This is a genomic window from Nocardia sp. NPDC004123 (genome assembly GCF_053603795.1).
In genome coordinates, this window is the sequence record NZ_JBSGGG010000010.1 from 63,223 (window position 1) to 78,929 (window position 15,707).

Annotated in this window: 15 protein-coding genes; 12 read left to right on the plus strand and 3 right to left on the minus strand. The window is 69.0% G+C overall.

Annotated features, from left to right (window positions below; genetic code table 11):
• The first annotated feature begins 22 nt into the window (after positions 1-22).
• The 6 genes from ACWEQQ_RS16035 (at position 23) to ACWEQQ_RS16060 (ending at position 6,699) form a co-directional block, all read left to right on the plus strand.
• A complete protein-coding gene (locus ACWEQQ_RS16035; protein WP_452348738.1) occupies positions 23-775 on the plus strand; it encodes a hypothetical protein in 753 nt (250 codons plus the stop codon).
• 47 nt (positions 776-822) lie between these two features.
• Positions 823-1,431, plus strand: a complete 609-nt coding sequence (locus tag ACWEQQ_RS16040) for a TetR/AcrR family transcriptional regulator (RefSeq protein ID WP_379383156.1) — start codon at positions 823-825, stop codon at positions 1,429-1,431.
• Between the two features lie 80 nt (positions 1,432-1,511).
• Positions 1,512-2,663: an acetyl-CoA C-acetyltransferase gene (locus ACWEQQ_RS16045; RefSeq protein WP_364606754.1), complete on the plus strand. Its 1,152-nt coding sequence runs from the start codon at positions 1,512-1,514 to the stop codon at positions 2,661-2,663.
• Between the two features lie 205 nt (positions 2,664-2,868).
• Entirely contained in the window at positions 2,869-4,641 is a 1,773-nt protein-coding gene (locus tag ACWEQQ_RS16050) for a multicopper oxidase family protein (RefSeq protein ID WP_452348739.1), read from the plus strand.
• Positions 4,642-4,707: 66 nt separating this feature from the next.
• Positions 4,708-5,115 (plus strand): hypothetical protein, encoded by a 408-nt coding sequence (locus ACWEQQ_RS16055; protein ID WP_452348740.1) that lies wholly within the window; start codon positions 4,708-4,710, stop codon positions 5,113-5,115.
• Between the two features lie 204 nt (positions 5,116-5,319).
• Entirely contained in the window at positions 5,320-6,699 is a 1,380-nt protein-coding gene (locus ACWEQQ_RS16060) for a uracil-xanthine permease family protein (RefSeq protein WP_452348741.1), read from the plus strand.
• Here the strand turns inward: ACWEQQ_RS16060 and ACWEQQ_RS16065 are convergent.
• Complete coding sequence (locus ACWEQQ_RS16065; protein WP_452348742.1) at positions 6,688-7,566, minus strand: metallophosphoesterase family protein; 879 nt, start codon at positions 7,564-7,566, stop codon at positions 6,688-6,690. The two genes, ACWEQQ_RS16060 and ACWEQQ_RS16065, sit on opposite strands and share 12 nt — an antisense overlap.
• Positions 7,567-7,651: 85 nt before the next feature.
• Here ACWEQQ_RS16065 and ACWEQQ_RS16070 point away from each other — a divergent pair, with 85 nt between their 5' ends.
• Positions 7,652-8,485, plus strand: a complete 834-nt coding sequence (locus tag ACWEQQ_RS16070) for an SDR family oxidoreductase (RefSeq protein ID WP_452348743.1) — start codon at positions 7,652-7,654, stop codon at positions 8,483-8,485.
• Between the two features lie 75 nt (positions 8,486-8,560).
• Here the strand turns inward: ACWEQQ_RS16070 and ACWEQQ_RS16075 are convergent, their stop codons facing one another.
• Both ACWEQQ_RS16075 and ACWEQQ_RS16080 read right to left on the minus strand, forming a co-directional pair.
• Entirely contained in the window at positions 8,561-9,472 is a 912-nt protein-coding gene (locus tag ACWEQQ_RS16075) for an SDR family oxidoreductase (RefSeq protein ID WP_452348744.1), read from the minus strand.
• A gap of 28 nt (positions 9,473-9,500) precedes the next feature.
• Complete coding sequence (locus ACWEQQ_RS16080) at positions 9,501-10,295, minus strand: SDR family oxidoreductase (protein ID WP_379383149.1); 795 nt, start codon at positions 10,293-10,295, stop codon at positions 9,501-9,503.
• A 50-nt stretch (positions 10,296-10,345) separates the two neighbouring features.
• Here ACWEQQ_RS16080 and ACWEQQ_RS16085 point away from each other — a divergent pair, with 50 nt between their 5' ends.
• The 5 genes from ACWEQQ_RS16085 to ACWEQQ_RS16105 all read left to right on the plus strand — a co-directional run bounded on the left by ACWEQQ_RS16085 (position 10,346) and on the right by ACWEQQ_RS16105 (position 15,706).
• Positions 10,346-11,110, plus strand: a complete 765-nt coding sequence (locus ACWEQQ_RS16085) for an enoyl-CoA hydratase family protein (protein ID WP_354831217.1) — start codon at positions 10,346-10,348, stop codon at positions 11,108-11,110.
• Positions 11,111-11,125: 15 nt separating this feature from the next.
• Positions 11,126-12,004, plus strand: coding sequence for a CoA transferase subunit A (locus ACWEQQ_RS16090; RefSeq protein ID WP_452338262.1), 879 nt, complete (start codon positions 11,126-11,128; stop codon positions 12,002-12,004).
• A complete protein-coding gene (locus ACWEQQ_RS16095) occupies positions 12,004-12,762 on the plus strand; it encodes a CoA-transferase subunit beta (protein ID WP_452338261.1) in 759 nt (252 codons plus the stop codon). The genes ACWEQQ_RS16090 and ACWEQQ_RS16095 overlap by 1 nt, the downstream gene beginning before the upstream one ends.
• Positions 12,759-13,838 (plus strand): NAD(P)H-dependent flavin oxidoreductase, encoded by a 1,080-nt coding sequence (locus ACWEQQ_RS16100; RefSeq protein WP_452338260.1) that lies wholly within the window; start codon positions 12,759-12,761, stop codon positions 13,836-13,838. Before ACWEQQ_RS16095 ends, ACWEQQ_RS16100 begins: the two co-directional genes overlap by 4 nt.
• A 575-nt stretch (positions 13,839-14,413) precedes the next feature.
• Positions 14,414-15,706 carry a hypothetical protein gene (locus ACWEQQ_RS16105; RefSeq protein ID WP_452348745.1) on the plus strand — a complete coding sequence of 431 codons (1,293 nt, stop codon included), beginning with the start codon at positions 14,414-14,416 and terminating at the stop codon, positions 15,704-15,706.
• Position 15,707 lies beyond the last annotated feature (1 nt).

Sequence of the window (15,707 nt, forward strand, 5' to 3'; positions counted from 1 at the left end):
CGCTAGTCGAAGGGCACGACCCATGGGTCCGGATCGCCGACAACAAGCAGCCCCAGAACAGGCCCGCGAGGAATTGGAACTCGAGCTGGTGCGTGAGGTCGTTCTAGCGCGCCGAAGACTCGACAATGTCGTTCTGGCCGCACTGACTTTGGGTGCGGAATTACTGGATCACGACTCCGAGTGCGCCACCGCCATGCGGGCGGCGCAGATCCTGGAACAACACGCCGTGGACGAAACCGACGTGACACGCGACCCGCGGGGCGCGTTGCGGCGGGACATGGTTCGTGATCGGGAGCGCGCCCGCCGCATCGGCCTGTCCCGGATCGGGTTTTCCGACACCGAGGCGGATCGGCGTCGCCGGAAAAGGACGGCCCTGCTCTGCGAGGTCCGGGCCGATCTGCTGGAGGTGGTGCGCAACTGCCGCCGCCTGCGCTACGACCATGCCGCCTTCACCGACGGTATCGCGCAGGGATTGTGCGCTGCCACGGACAAATTGGTGGTGGGCGCCGATATGGAGACCTATCGGGCCTGGCAGCGGGGGATGGTCCTCAAGCTCATCGAGGAACCCGGTCGCGACGGCATCCCGCCGCGGGTCATGGCCACCGTGGACGCCGGGCCGGGCCGGGAGCCGCTGACCGTCGAATGGGACAGTCCCGAACGGCGGTTGGCGCTGGTGGCGCGGATGGCGCGCGCGGGGGTGTCACCCGTGGTCATCTGCGATCGCCTGCTGGCCGACCTGTCGGTCTCGTCGCCGCTGCGGTATTCGATGCGCTGAACGGGAGGCAGGTGGACCAAGCAAATGCTTGGTTGTATATTGACGGGGTGACCCAACCTGACCCCTCCAAATCAGCACGTCGCACCGAGCTGCTCGGCCTGGCCGCGAATCTGTTCGCGGAACGGGGCCTGCGCGCCACCACGGTTCGCGACATTGCCGACGCGGCGGGGATTCTATCCGGGAGTCTCTACCACCACTTCGATTCCAAAGAAGCCATGGTGGACGAAATCCTGCGCGGGTTCCTCGACGACCTCTTCGGTCGCTACCGCGAAATCGTGGCGGCCGGCGTCCCCGCCCGCGACACGCTGGAAGCTCTGGTCATCGCTTCCTACGAATCCTTCGACCGGTTCCACGCGGCCGTCGCGATCTACCAGGCCGAGGCCAAACGACTCAGCGGCACACCGCGATTCGACTACATCGCGAAATACAACAGCGAGTTCCGTGAGCTGTGGCACCAGGTGCTGACCAACGGCGTCGCCGACGGCAGCTTCCGGCCCGAGATGGACATCGAACTGGCCTACCGGTTCCTGCGCGACACCGTCTGGGTGTCGGTGCGCTGGTACCAGCCCGGTGGCCGGATCACCGTCGACAACCTCGCCAAGCAGTACCTGACCATCGTGCTCGACGGGCTCACCAGCCCCGAGAAGCGCACATAACCAACTCTCAGCGACAACTTCACCGCAGCAGCCAGTAGGAGTTCCCCATGTCAGCACCGTCCCGCCGTCAGTATTCGCCGATGCGTGAGGCGTATGTGATCGACGCCGTGCGCACGCCGGTCGGCAAGCGGGGCGGCTCACTGGCCGCCGTGCACCCGGCCGATCTGGGCGCCGCCGCCATCAAGGGGCTCATCGAGCGCACCAGCCTGGACCCGGCCGCGGTGGACGACGTGGTGTTCGGCTGCTGCGACACCATCGGCCCGCAGGCCGGAAACATCGCGCGCACCTCGTGGCTGGCCGCGGGCTACCCCGAGTCGGTGCCGGGCGTGACGGTGGACCGGCAGTGCGGTTCCTCGCAGCAGGCCATCACCTTCGGCGCCCAGGCCATCATGTCCGGCACCGCCGAGGTGATCGTGGCCGGCGGCGTGCAGAACATGAGCGCCATCCCGATCTCCGCGGCCATGCTGGCCGGGCAGGCCTACGGCTTCGACTCGCCGTTCGTCGGCGCGCAGGGCTGGGACCACCGCTACGGCACCGGTGAAGTGTCGCAGTTCAATTCGGCCACCATGATCGCGGAGAAGTGGGACATCTCCCGCCGCGACATGGAGGAGTGGGCGCTGCGCAGCAACGACCGCGCCCGCAAGGCCATCGTGGACGGCAAGTTCGACCGCGAGATCGTGCCGGTGGGCGACTTCTGGATCGACGAGTGCCCGCGCGAGACCACCCTGGAGAAGATGGCCGGGCTGCAGCCGCTGGCCGAGGGCAGCCGCATCACCGCGGCCCTGGCCAGCCAGATCTCCGACGGCTCCAGCGCCACCCTGCTGGCCTCGGACTGGGCGGTCCAGGAGTACGGGCTCACCCCGCGGGCGCGCATCCACCACGTGAGCGCGCGCGGTGCGGACCCGATCTACATGCTGACCGCGCCCATCCCGGCCACCAGGTGGGCCCTGGAGAAGACCGGTCTGACCATCGACGACATGGACGTCATCGAGATCAACGAGGCCTTCGCCTCGGTGGTGCTGGCCTGGATCAAGGAGACCGGCGCCAACCCCGACAAGGTCAATGTCAACGGCGGCGCCATCGCGCTGGGCCACCCGCTGGGCGCGACCGGCGCCAAGCTGTTCGCCTCCCTGCTCAACGAGCTGGAGCGGGTGAACGGCCGCTACGGTCTGCTCACCATCTGTGAGGGCGGCGGCACCGCCAACGTCACCATCATCGAGCGCCTGGGCTAATCCAGGTACGGCTTTTCGGAAGCGGCACACCGAGTTTCGCGGCGCGGAGAGGCGGAGCCGCGCCGCTTTCGCGTCCGGGGCGCGGCAATGTTCGCTATCGTCGGACGACAGACCGGTTGAAGGCGTAGTTGTCCGGGGTGGGACTGTGATGGAGGAGTACCTGCCGAGAAGAGGTTTCCTCCTGGGGGCCTTCGGTTTAGCGGGCATGGGCTACACGGCTGCTGCGACCGCCGATCCGGTCCCCCTGCCCCCGCCGCCCGTGCCGCTGCCCCCGCTGCCTCCGCCGACGTTCACGCCGTTCAACTACCATTCGCCCGCGCTGCAGCCGTTCGTCGACGACCTGCCCATTCCTGAAACACGGCGGGCCGCGGGGGAGTTGGCGGCCATCTCGGGAACTCACCGCTATCACCGGGAACTGCCGGAGACCCGCAGCTGGGGCTTCGGGCAGCCGGTGCTCGGGCCGAATCTGGAAGCGCATCGGGATCAGGTGGCGCGTATCGGTTTTCGCAATGAGCTGGGCACCCATGTGCTGGCCCAGCATGTGGACCTGACCATGCACGGCGTCACCGAGCTGGACCGCACCGATCCGCGCTTCACCGTGCACCTGCACGGCGGCGCGAATTCCCCCGACTCCGACGGACATCCGCTCATCGGTTGGCGCAATGGCGGCGGACCCAGCTTCGCGTACGGCAACCGGCAGGAGGCCGCGACCCTCTGGTACCACGACCACGCCATGGGGATCACCAGGTTGAACATCCAGGCGGGGCTGGCCGGAATGTATTACCTGCGCGACGAATTCGACACCGGCCGCGACGACAACCCGATCGGCCTGCCCAGCGGCGAGTTCGAGATCCCGCTCATCGTGCAGGACCGGACCTTCAATGCCGACGGCAGCCTGCAACCCATGGTGGCCACCTATATTCCCCAGGGCTACAACCAATCCGGGCAGCTGGGGGACGTGTGCTGCGTGAACGGAGTGGTGTGGCCGCGGCTCGAGGTCCGGCGCACCGTATACCGGTTCCGGCTGCTCAACGGCTCCAACTCGCGGCCCTACATCTTCGAGTTCTCCAATGGCATGCTGTTCTTCGCGATCGGCGGGGATCTGGGCCTGCTGGACCGGCCGGTGCCGACACCGTCGATCCGGGTGAGCCCCGGTGAACGGGTGGACCTGCTCATCGATTTCAGCGGCCTCGGGGACGGCGAGGCCGTCGACCTGATCAATACCGCCGAAAACGATTTCGGCAATGCCGTGTTCATGGCCCCCGCGCTACGGCCCATCATGCGCTTCACCGGCGCGGGCGACGGTCCGGCCCACGACATCCCGCGACTGCTGCGGGGCGGCCCCGGCCTGCCGGAACCGCTGGAACCCACCCACCGGCCGGGCTCGGTGCGCACGGTGACGCTACTCGGTCTCAATGACGATTCCCGGGCCGCGGCGGTCTTCCCGACCATGATGTCGCTGAACAATCTGCCCTTCCTGAGCTCGGACATCGATACCGCGCGGGCCGGGACGGTGGAACAGTGGGACATCGTCAACACCACCCCGTTCGACCACCCCATCCACCTGCACCTGGCCCGGATGCGGGTGATCGGCCGCCAGCCCATGCTCACCTCGGCCTACTTCCTCGCCAACTACCCGCCCGCGTTCGGTACCCGCTGGGCGCCCTCGGCCGACCGGTTCGCCATCGGGCCGCAGCAGGGGCCGCCGCCCTGGGAGGCCGGGTGGAAGGACACCATCGAGTGCCCGACCGACACCATCACCCTGATCCTGGTGAAGTGGCCGTCGGTCGAGGAGCTCGGCTTCGATCCCGATGCGGTGGTCCCCGTGCCGCCCGGCGCGGAGGCCATGGCGCCCACCGGTGCCGGCATGGCGGGCGGGATGGCGGACACCCCGGAGATCCACGGCTATGTGTGGCACTGCCACAACCTCGACCATGCCGACCACGACATGATGCAGCAGATCCGCGTCCAGCCCTGACTCCGCAGGGCGTGCGAAGTTGCCGGGATGCCACGGCATTTCGGCCGATATTCCTACACTGCGTGCATGTCGAGATCGGTGGAGGGCCGGTTCGAGGAGATAGCCCGCAAGGCCCGGCGGGTACAGGACGCCATCGACGGCGTGCGGGCTCGCGCCGACGTGGACGGGGTGCGGATCGTGGTCGCCCCGGACGGCCGCATCACCGCCCTGGAGCTACCGGATTCGCGGATGGCACAGGCGATTTTGCATGCTCACGAACAGGCGCTCGCGCACGCGCTCGAATGTGCCGATCGCCTGCGAGGTGAACTCACCGCCGATCCCGCGGTGGCGACCGCCTGGCGTCTGTTGATGCGACCGGTCCCGGAGTCGTCGAAAACTGCTGCGCCGCACGATGACTCGGCCGCGTCGCAAGTGGATGCCCCGAACCCGTACGCCCTGCCCGCCGCTGTCCGGCACCGATACGGCCTGCCCTGAACCGATCGGCGTACCCGCGCGCCCGGCGGGTTGCGGGACGTTGCCCAGAGCGGTGAAGACAGCCCACCGGCCCGGCCCGGCGGGCTGGCACCGCATCGGCCGGGCTCTGCGGGCCCGGCGGGGAGCGCGCCGCGAGCTGGGGGTTTGCTCGGATTAGGATGGCCGCGGACTTGTTTCGGGCCTCAGGGAGAAAGCGGGCGGTTCATGGATCTGGGTGTCCGCTGGAAGGTGCACGGCGACGGGCGCTCGCCCGCGCCGGGGGCGGTGGTGCGGCCGGACGAGCGGCTGTCGTGGCCGCGCACCTTCGGGCTGGGCGCGCAGCACGTGGTGGCCATGTTCGGCGCGAGTTTCGTTGCGCCCGTGCTGATGGGGCTCGATCCCAACCTCGCCATCATGATGTCGGGCGTCGCGACCGTGCTGTTCCTGCTCGCCACCCGCGGCCGGGTGCCCAGCTATCTGGGCTGCTCGCTGTCGTTCGTGGGTGTGGCCGCGGTGATCCGGGCGCAGGGCGGCAGTAGCGCGACGGTGACCGGCGCCTGCCTGGTGGTGGGCGCCGCGCTCTTCCTGATCGGCCTGGCCGTACAGCGGTTCGGGGCGCGCATCATTCACGCCGCCATGCCACCCGTGGTGACCGGCGCGGTGGTCATGCTCATCGGCTTCAACCTGGCCCCGGTCACCGCCTCGACCTACTGGCCGCAGGATCAGTGGACCGCGCTGCTGGTCATGCTGTTCACCGGGCTGGCCGTGGTGGGCCTGCGCGGATTCTTCGCGCGCATCGCGATCTTCCTGGGCCTGGTGTTCGGGTACGGGCTCTCGTGGGTGCTGGACCGGGTGTTCGGGCAGATCCATTCCGCCGACGGCAGCGGCAAGGTCACCGATCACTGGCGGCTGGATCTGTCCGGTGTCGCCAAGGCGGATTGGCTCGGCCTGCCCAGCTTCCACGCCCCGTCCTTCCAGTGGTCGGCGGTGCTGGTGGCGCTGCCGGTGGTGATCGCGCTGGTCGCCGAGAACGCCGGGCACGTGAAGGCGGTCGGCGAGATGACCGGCGCCAATCTGGACGACAGGCTCGGCACCGCCATCGCCGCCGACGGCGCGGCCTCCATGCTGTCCACCGCGGTCGGCGGCCCGCCCAACACCACCTACTCGGAGAACATCGGCGTCATGGCCGCCACCCGGGTGTACTCCACGGCCGCCTACTGGGCCGCCGCGTTCTTCGCGCTGCTGTTCGGCCTGTGCCCCAAGTTCGGCGCCATCGTCGCGGCCATTCCGGGCGGCGTGCTGGGCGGGATCACGGTCATTCTGTACGGCATGATCGGCCTGCTGGGCGCGCAGATCTGGACCAATGCCCGGGTCGATCTCCGCAATCCGCTGAACCTGGTGCCCGCCGCCGCGGGCCTGATCATCGGCATCGGCAATGTGAGCATGAAGTTCACCGGCAACTTCACCCTGAGCGGCATCGCCCTGGGCACCCTGGTCGTCATCACCGGCTACCACGTGCTGCGCGTCTTCGCGCCCGCGCACTTCAAGGGGGAGGAGCCGCTGCTCGACGAGGGCACCTCCTCCTACGACGAATCAGGCAGGTAGCGAACGGGGTTCGGCCTCGGCCGGTCCGTCCGTCTGCTCTCCGGCGTAGGGCAGCTGCAGCACGTACCAGGAGTGTTCGGACGAATACTCCAGGTACTGCGAGGCTTCCGGGTCGCAGGCCAGCCCCTCGATCCGGGTCCACTGCCCGTCACCGGAGGCGATGGTGTCGGTGTAGCGGACGTGCAGGTGGCCGTGGAACAGCACACTGGGCCGCAGCGTCCGCACCACCCGCTGGATGCGGTCCTGGTTGGGATAGCACTCGGCCTTGTCCTTGCGATTCCACTTCGGCTGCGCGGCCCGCGGTTTGTCGTGGGTGAGCAGTACGTCCACCGGTGAGCTGTCGGCATCGAGCAGGCCGGTCAGCTCGGCGTCGGTCATCTCCTCCTCCGGAAACCACAGCATGCCCGCGGTCTCCGGCCGTTTCGAGGAGCCGTAGCCGCGCCGCTTGGCGACCTGCTCGGCCTTGCGGGCCTCCCGGGCCAGCCGCCAGCCCTTGTCGGTGGAGCGGGCCCCGCCGAAGGCGGCGAAGCTGGTGCCCTCCCAGGTCCAGCGGTGCCCACGCGGGGCGTACCGGAGGTGCTTGCGGCACATCAGGAATCCCTCGTCGTCGGGATGCTCGTCGTAGAGCTCGTGCAGCAGCGAGCTCTTGTCGTGATTCCCGTCCAGGAAGTACACGGTGACCCCGGCGCGCTTGGCCGCCCTGTTCACCACGTCGAAGTACCGCCGCCCCGAGTGCATGTGCTCCCACGCCCCGAAGTCCCCCACCGCGAACACCCGCTGGCAGTCATTCCGCGCCGCGACCCGGATCAATGCCAGCGCATGCGCGGTGTTCCCGTGCAGGTCTCCGGCAATCAGGACATTCCCCATCGCCACATGGTGGCACCCCCGTCCCCGGACGGCATCCGCAATTCCCGGACGCCGCTTTCGGCCGGTCCGAATTAGGCTGACCTCCATGAACTCTGTGTTGGTTACCGGCGCGGCGCGCGGCATCGGCAAGGCCGTCTGCCTGCGTCTGGCGCAGCAGAACTGGCAGGTCTACGCCGGCGTCCGCAAGCTCTCCGACGGTGAGGCGCTGGTCGAGGCGGACTCCCGCATCACTCCGGTCGTCCTCGATGTCACGAATCCGGACCACATCGCCGCCCTCGACGAGGTGCTGCCCGCAGACCTGACGGCCGTGGTCAACAATGCGGGCATCGTCGCCGACGGTCCCGTCGAGCTCCTCGATCTGGACGCCCTCCGAAACCAGTTCGAGGTCAATGTCTTCGGTGCGGTCGCGGTCACCCAGGCCGTCCTGCCGCGCCTGCGCGCCACCCGCGGCCGCGTGGTCTTCATCTCCTCGCTGTCCGGCCGCATCTCCACCCCCGGGACCGGTGCCTACAACTCCTCCAAGTTCGCCCTCGAGGGCCTGGTCGACGCCCTCCGGGTGGAGCTGCGCCCCTGGGGAATCCGCACGTGCCTGATCGAGCCGGGGCCGATCGCCACCGACCTCTGGTTCGGCGCGACCGACATGGTCGACACCACCACCGCCCACCTCACCGATGCCCAGCGCGAGCTCTACAGCGCCCACCTCGCGGGCCTGCGCAAGATGTCCCAGCAGGTCCCGAAGATCGCCGCCCCCGTCGGCTCGGTCGTCACCGAGGTCGAAAAGGCTCTCACCGCGAAGCGCCCCCGGGCCCGCTACATCCCGGGCCTCGCCGGAAAGATCCAGGTGGTGGCCACCTCACTCACCCCGACCCCGATCCTGGACACCGTCTTCGCCCTGGTCTCCGGCATCCGCAAGAAGTAGCCGGCACAACGCAGCGTTGTGCCGGAGCAGATCGCTCTCTGCCGTCCGCTGAAGGCCCGGAGCGGCGGGGGGAGATTACGCGCCGTAGACCGGCTCGGGGGTGGTGGCCTTGGACAGCAGGTCGCGCACGACCGGGCCCAGCTCGGCCGGCTCCCAGCGGGCGCCGCGGTCGATGGAGACGCCGTGGCGCCAGCCGTCGGCGACGGTCACCTTGCCGCCCTCGACCTCGAACATGCGGCCGGTGACACCGGCGGAATCGGTGCTGCCCAGCCAGACCACCAACGGCGAGACGTTTTCCGGGGCCATGGCGTCGAAGCCGTCCTCGGGGGCGGTCATCATGTCGGCGAAGACCGTCTCGGTCATGCGGGTGCGGGCCGCCGGGGCGATGGCGTTGACGGTGATGCCGTAGCGCGCGAATTCGGCCGACGCGGTGAGGGTCAGGCCCGCGATGCCGGACTTGGCGGCGGAGTAGTTGCCCTGGCCGACCGAGCCGAGCAGGCCCGCGCCGGAGCTGGTGTTGATGATGCGGGCCTCGGGGGTGCGACCGGCCTTGGCCTCGTTGCGCCAGTACTCGGCGGCGTGCCGCATGGGCGCGAAGTGGCCCTTGAGGTGCACCTTGATGACCGCGTCCCACTCGTCCTCGCCGAGGTTGACCAGCATCCGGTCGCGGACGATGCCGGCATTGTTGACCAGCACGTCCAGGCGGCCGAAGGTGTCGACGGCGGTCTGGATCAGGCGGCGCGCGCCCTCCCAGTCGGAGATGTCGTCGCCGTTCACGATGGCCTCGCCGCCGAGGGCCTTGATCTCCTCGACGACCTGCGCGGCCGGGGAGTCCGGGCTGGGCGCGCCGTCGAGCTCGGCGCCGAGGTCGTTCACGACCACCTTCGCGCCGGCGGCGGCGAAGGCGAGGGCGTGGGCACGGCCGATGCCACGACCGGCGCCGGTCACGATGACGACGCGGCCGTCGCAGATCTTGTTGTCGGTCATATCGATTACCTCTTCGTGTTCGATCGGTCTAGTGGCCCGAGACGGCGGGGACGTCTGCGGTGGATGCTTCGAGGAAGGCGGGCTTCTCGCCGCCGCCGTGCACCAGCAGCGCGCTGCCGGTGACGTACGCGGCCAGGGGCGAGGCCAGGAACGCGGCGGTGCGACCGATGTCCTCGGGCGTCGCCATGCGCTGCATGGGAACCGTTCGGCTCACCGAGGCGATGCCCTCCTCGTCGCCGTAGTGCAGGTGCGAGGACTCGGTGTTGACCAGGCCGCAGATAACGGAGTTCATCCGCACCTTCGGAGCCCACTCCACCGCGAGCGACGAAACCAGGCTGTCCACACCGGCTTTGGCCGCACCGTAGGCCGCGGTGCCCGGGGAGGGCCGATGCCCGGAGACGCTGGAGATCATCACGATCGATCCGCCCGTCTCCTGCTTCTGCATGACCTCGTTGGCCACCTGCGAGACCAGCAGCGGCGCCAGCAGATTCAGCTGCACGATCTTGGCGTGGAAGTTGGCGCTGGCGTCGGCGGCCAGGGCGAAGGGCGCGCCACCGGCATTGTTCACCACGGTGTCGAGCCGCCCGTACTTCGCGACGATGGCCTCGATCAGTCCGCGCACCGAGTCCGGGTCGCGCACATCGCACGGCAGGAAGTCGATGCCGCGGCCATTGCTCTCGACGGGGGTGTCGCCGGGCCGTCGCGCGCAGGCCACCACGGTCGCGCCCGCGTCCAGGAAGACCCGGCTGATGCCGGCGCCGACGCCGCGCACGCCGCCGGTGACCAAGACGACCGAGCCGGACAGGTTTACTTCGATTCCCACCGTGATAACCTACCAAGCACTTGCTTGTTTTGCCAACGATGGGACATTCGATGGGGATCAACCGTCACACCGAAACCGAGGGCGTCGAAGTCGTCACTGTCGACTACCCGCCGGTCAACGCGCTGCCTTCCGACGGCTGGTTCGCCCTGGCCGACGCCGTCACCCAGGCCGGCCGCAACCCCGAGACCCGGGTCGTCGTGTTGCGCGCCGAGGGCCGCGGTTTCAACGCGGGCGTGGATATCAAGGAGATGAACGCGGACACCGGGCACACCGCCCTGATCCGCGCCAACCACGGCTGCTTCGCCGCCTTCGCCGCGATCTACGACTGCGAGGTTCCGGTCGTCACCGCCGTGAACGGCTTCTGCCTCGGCGGCGGCATCGGCCTGGTGGGCAACTCCGACGTCATCGTCGCCTCCGACGACGCGACCTTCGGCCTCCCCGAGGTCGACCGCGGCGCGCTCGGTGCGGCCACCCACCTGGCGCGACTGGTCCCCCAGCACCTGATGCGGACCATGTTCTACACCGCGGGCACCCTCACCGCGCAGCAGCTGCACCACTACGGCTCGGTCTTCAAGGTGGTGCCGCGCGCCGAACTCGACGCCGCCGCCATGGAGGTCGCCAAGAACATCGCCAACAAGGACGGCCGCGTCATCCGCGCCGCCAAGAAGGCGCTCAACGGCATCGACGTGCAGGACGTGCACCGCTCCTACCGCTTCGAGCAGGGCTTCACCATGGAGCTCAACCTCGCGGGCGTGGCCGACGAGATCCGGGCGCGCTTCGACGACGACCTGGCCGCTCAGAAAAAAGCAAAGTAGAAGGGGCGAAACACTATGCGCGACAAGCGAATGAGCCTCGACGAGGTCGTCGGCGAGCTCCGCAGCGGCATGACCATCGGCATCGGTGGCTGGGGTTCCCGGCGCAAGCCGATGGCCTTCGTGCGTGCCCTGCTGCGTTCGGACATCACCGATCTGACCGTCGTCACCTACGGCGGCCCGGATCTGGGCCTGCTGTGCTCGGCGGGCAAGGTGCGCAAGGCCTACTACGGCTTCGTGTCCCTGGACTCCGCCCCGTTCTACGACCCGTGGTTCGCCAAGGCTCGCACCGAGGGTGCGATCACCGTGCGCGAGATGGACGAGGGCATGGTCAAGTGCGGTCTGCAGGCCGCCGCGGCCCGCCTGCCGTTCCTGCCCATCCGCGCCGGATTGGGTTCTGCCGTCATCGATTTCTGGGAGGGCGAGCTCGAGACCGTCCAGTCCCCGTACACCGATGCCGATGGCCGCCGCGAAACCCTCGTCGCCATGCCCGCTCTGAACCTGGACGCCGCCTTCGTGCACCTGGACCTGGGTGACAAGCACGGCAATGCCGCCTACACCGGCGTCGATCCGTACATGGACGACCTGTACCTGCTCTCCGCCGAGAAGCGCTACCTGTCGGTGGACCGTCTCATCGAGACCGAGGAACTGGTGAAAGCCGTTCCGACGCAGGCCCTCATCCTCAACCGCATGATGGTCGACGGGGTGGTCGAGGCCCCCGGCGGCGCGCACTTCACCTTCTCCGGCAGCTACGGCCGCGACGAGAAGTTCCAGCGCCACTACGTCGAGGCCGCCAAGACGCCCGAGTCGTGGGCCGAGTTCAAGGCTCGCTACCTGGACGTGTCCGAGGCCGAGTACCAGGCCGCCGTCAAGGCTTTCGCCGAGGAGCAGAAGTAATGAGCGACACCACCACTATTACTCGGGCAGAGATCTGCGTCGTCGCCGCCGCCGAGATCTTCCGGGGCGCGGGCGAGATCATGGCCTCGCCCATGTCCACCGTCACCACCATCGGCGCGCGGCTGGCGCGGCTCACCTTCGAGCCGGACCTGCTGCTGTCCGACGGTGAGGCGCTGTTCTTCGCCGAGATCCCGCCGATCGGCGGCAAGGCGCCCATCGAGGGCTGGATTCCGTTCTCGAAGGTCTTCGACGTGGTGAATTCCGGTCGCCGCCATGTGGTCATGGGCGCCAACCAGATCGACAGGTACGGCAACCAGAACCTGTCCGCGTTCGGTCCGCTGCAGCAGCCGACCCGGCAGATGTTCGGTGTGCGCGGCGCGCCGGGCAACACCATCAACCACGCCACCAGCTACTTCGTGCCCAAGCACAACAAGCGGGTGTTCGTCGACCAGGTCGACATCGTCTCCGGAATCGGTTACGACAAGGTCGATTCCGAGAACCCGGCCTATCGGTTCCACCACCTGCACCGGGTGGTCTCGAACCTGGGCGTGTTCGACTTCGACGGCCCGGACCAGACCCTGCGCGCGCTGTCGCTGCACCCGGGTGTGACCGCCGACGAGGTCGCGGAGAACACCTCCTTCGAGATCGCCGGGCTGGCCGAGGCGGGCGAGACCCGTTTGCCCACCGAGGAAGAGCTCACCATCATCCGGACCGTGCTGGACCCCAAGGGCTTCCGTGAGAAGGAAGTGACGGCATGACCGCGCAACGGCTCAAGACGCCGCTGACCGAACTGGTCGGCATCGAACACCCGATCGTGCAGACCGGCATGGGCTGGGTCGCCGGTCCGGGCCTGGTCGCGGCCACCGCGAACGCGGGCGGCCTCGGCATCCTCGCCTCGGCGACCATGACCCTCGACGAGCTCGAGGTGGCCATCGCCAAGACGAAGGCCAAGACCGACAAGCCCTTCGGCGTGAACATCCGCGCCGACCTGTCCGACGCGCCCGACCGCATCGACATGATGATCCGCGACGGCGTGAAGGTGGCCTCCTTCGCGCTGGCTCCCAAGAAGGAGCTCATCGCCAAGCTCAAGGACAACGGCGTGGTCGTCATGCCGTCCATCGGCGCGGCCAAGCACGCGGTCAAGGTCGCCTCCTGGGGCGCGGACGCGGTGATCGTGCAGGGCGGTGAGGGCGGTGGCCACACCGGTTCCGTCGCGACCACGCTGCTGCTGCCGTCCGTCCTCGACGCGGTCGACATCCCGGTGATCGCCGGTGGCGGTTTCTTCGACGGCCGCGGTCTGGCCGCCGCGCTGTCCTACGGCGCGGCCGGCGTCGCCATGGGCACCCGCTTCCTGCTCACCCAGGACTCGAGCGTCCCGGACTCGGTCAAGCAGGAGTACCTCAAGCGCGGACTGCAGGACACCGTTGTCTCCAAGAAGGTCGACGGCATGCCGCACCGCGTGCTGAACACCGAACTGGTGGACAAGCTGGAGCATTCGAGCGGCCTGCGCGGACTCACCGCCGCCGTCTCGAACGCCGTCAAGTTCAAGAGCATGACCGGCATGAAGTGGTCGACCATGATCAAGGACGGCATCGGCATGCGGAAGCAAAAGGGCCTCACCTGGTCCCAGGTCATCATGGCCGCCAACACCCCGATGCTGCTGAAAGCCGGTCTGGTGGAGGGCAACACCCACGCGGGCGTGCTCGCCTCCGGCCAGGCCGCGGGCATCATCGACGACCTGCCCACGGTGCAGGACCTCATCGACCGCATCATCACCGAGGCCATCGAGCGCATCGACAGCCTCAACACCTACCGCGTCACCACCACCGCCTGACGCGTCCCCGAACGTGCGCGGCCACCACAGCCCGACCGCGCACCCGGATCCGGCCAACCCTCGGATCCTTGCGCGCGCCCATCCGGCGCGTGCCGAGCCGTCCCCGGAACCTCTCGCCCGGGGGCGGCTTTGCGCGTTTTGCCGACCCATGACGCAACGCTGGAGCGCCTTTGTGTGGATCCATGTCGGGTCGGCCAGGGCACTTGCGAGTTAGCTGCCTTTTGCCTGATTTGTCAGCTTTCGTGCGAGGTTTCAGACCTCACAGTCGTGCTGTTTCGGCGGTGAGGTCCGGCTCGAAGGGCCTGGCCCGGGCCAATTAACCTGGGCCGCTGGTGATATTGGGTATATGGGGTGTCGCGCAGGCGTACGGTTTGTGAGCCCCCCTAATGCAATCGGGGACTTGCGCGGATTGCCGTCGTGACCGGTACGATGGCCGCGTTCCGCAACGGTCCGGCAATCGGGGCGACAGTGTGAGCTCGAGACCTGTCCCGATCTGCCTGGTGCGGAGCGGGATTCCGTACCCCTGGTGCGGAGGAAGCCAAGCGCGCGGTATCTGATGAGGGGATGGCTGTCGCATGATCGTCGATCGTGCAATGCGCCTGGTGGCAGTGATCGCAGCTGTCACCGGTTCGGCGCTGCTCGCGCCCGCGGTTGCCGATGCGCAGCCGGGGGGCATCCCGCTCGATCCCGTACCCGCGGGCCAGGATCCGACCCTGCCCGCGCCCGCCGTCACGCAAGCTCAGGCGCCCGCCGTCACGCAACCTCAGCCAATCGATGCCACTCGTCCGCAGCCCGGCGGTGGCGGCATCGGTCTCACCGGCGTGGACGTCACCCCGGTGGCCGGGCCGCAGGATCTGCTGTCCATACTGCTCGCGCTCGGAACCGGATCCGCCGGTGCCGGTTCTGCCGGTGTCGGCTCGGCCGCGGTCGGTTCGGCCGGACTGGGCACCGTGCTGGGCGGTACCGGCTCCGCGGCCCTGGGCATCGGGTCTGCCGTAACTGGTTCTGCCGGTGCGGGATCGGGTTCCGCCGTCGCGGGCACCGGCTCGGCCGGGGCCGCCACAGGTTCGGCCGTGCTCGGAACCGGTTCCGCCGCAGTCGGTTCCGCCGGTCTCGGGACCGCGGGCGTGCTCGGCCTGGGTTCGGCGGCCGTCGGCTCGGCGGGCGTGGGCACCGGTTCCGCGCTGCTGGGCGTGCTGCTCGGCACGGGTTCGGCCGCAACAGGTTCGGCCGGGCTGGCCGCGCTGTGCACCGGTTCGGCCGCGGTCGGTTCCGCCGGGATCGGTTCCGCCGGTGTGGGTTCCGCGGTCGGTGCGCTCACCGGCCTGGGCTCGGCCGGCTCCGGTGCGGGTTCGGCCGCGACGGGTTCCGGTGTCGGTTCGGCCGGCGCGGGTTCCGCCGCGGGTTCGGCCGATCTCGGATCGGCCGCGGTGGGTTCGGCGGGGCTCGGTTCGGCGGGGCTCGGTTCCGCCGCGGTCTGCGCCTCGCCACTGCTGCTGTTGCTGATCCCGCCACCCGCCGCACCCGCGGTGCCGCCGGTGCCGCTGGAGATTCCGCAGCCCCCGGCCGTGCCGCAGTTGCCCGCCGTCGTGGCCCCGGCGGCCGCGCTGCCCGAGCCGGAGGTCGCACCTGCCGCGCCACCGCCTCCGCCGGCACCCGCTCCCGTTCTGGCCCAGCCGAATCCGGAGGTGAAGCCGACCTCGAACAACACCCCGCTGCCGCCGTGGAAGCCACTGTCGGTGATCGGCGGGTTGATCGCCCTGGCGCTGGTGGGCACCGGCTCGGGCGTGGTGAGCTTCCAGAGCGCGTCCGCGGCCCAGGCGCGCGTCGATGCCGCGCGCGCTGCTTTCTTCGGACCGAGGGTATGAG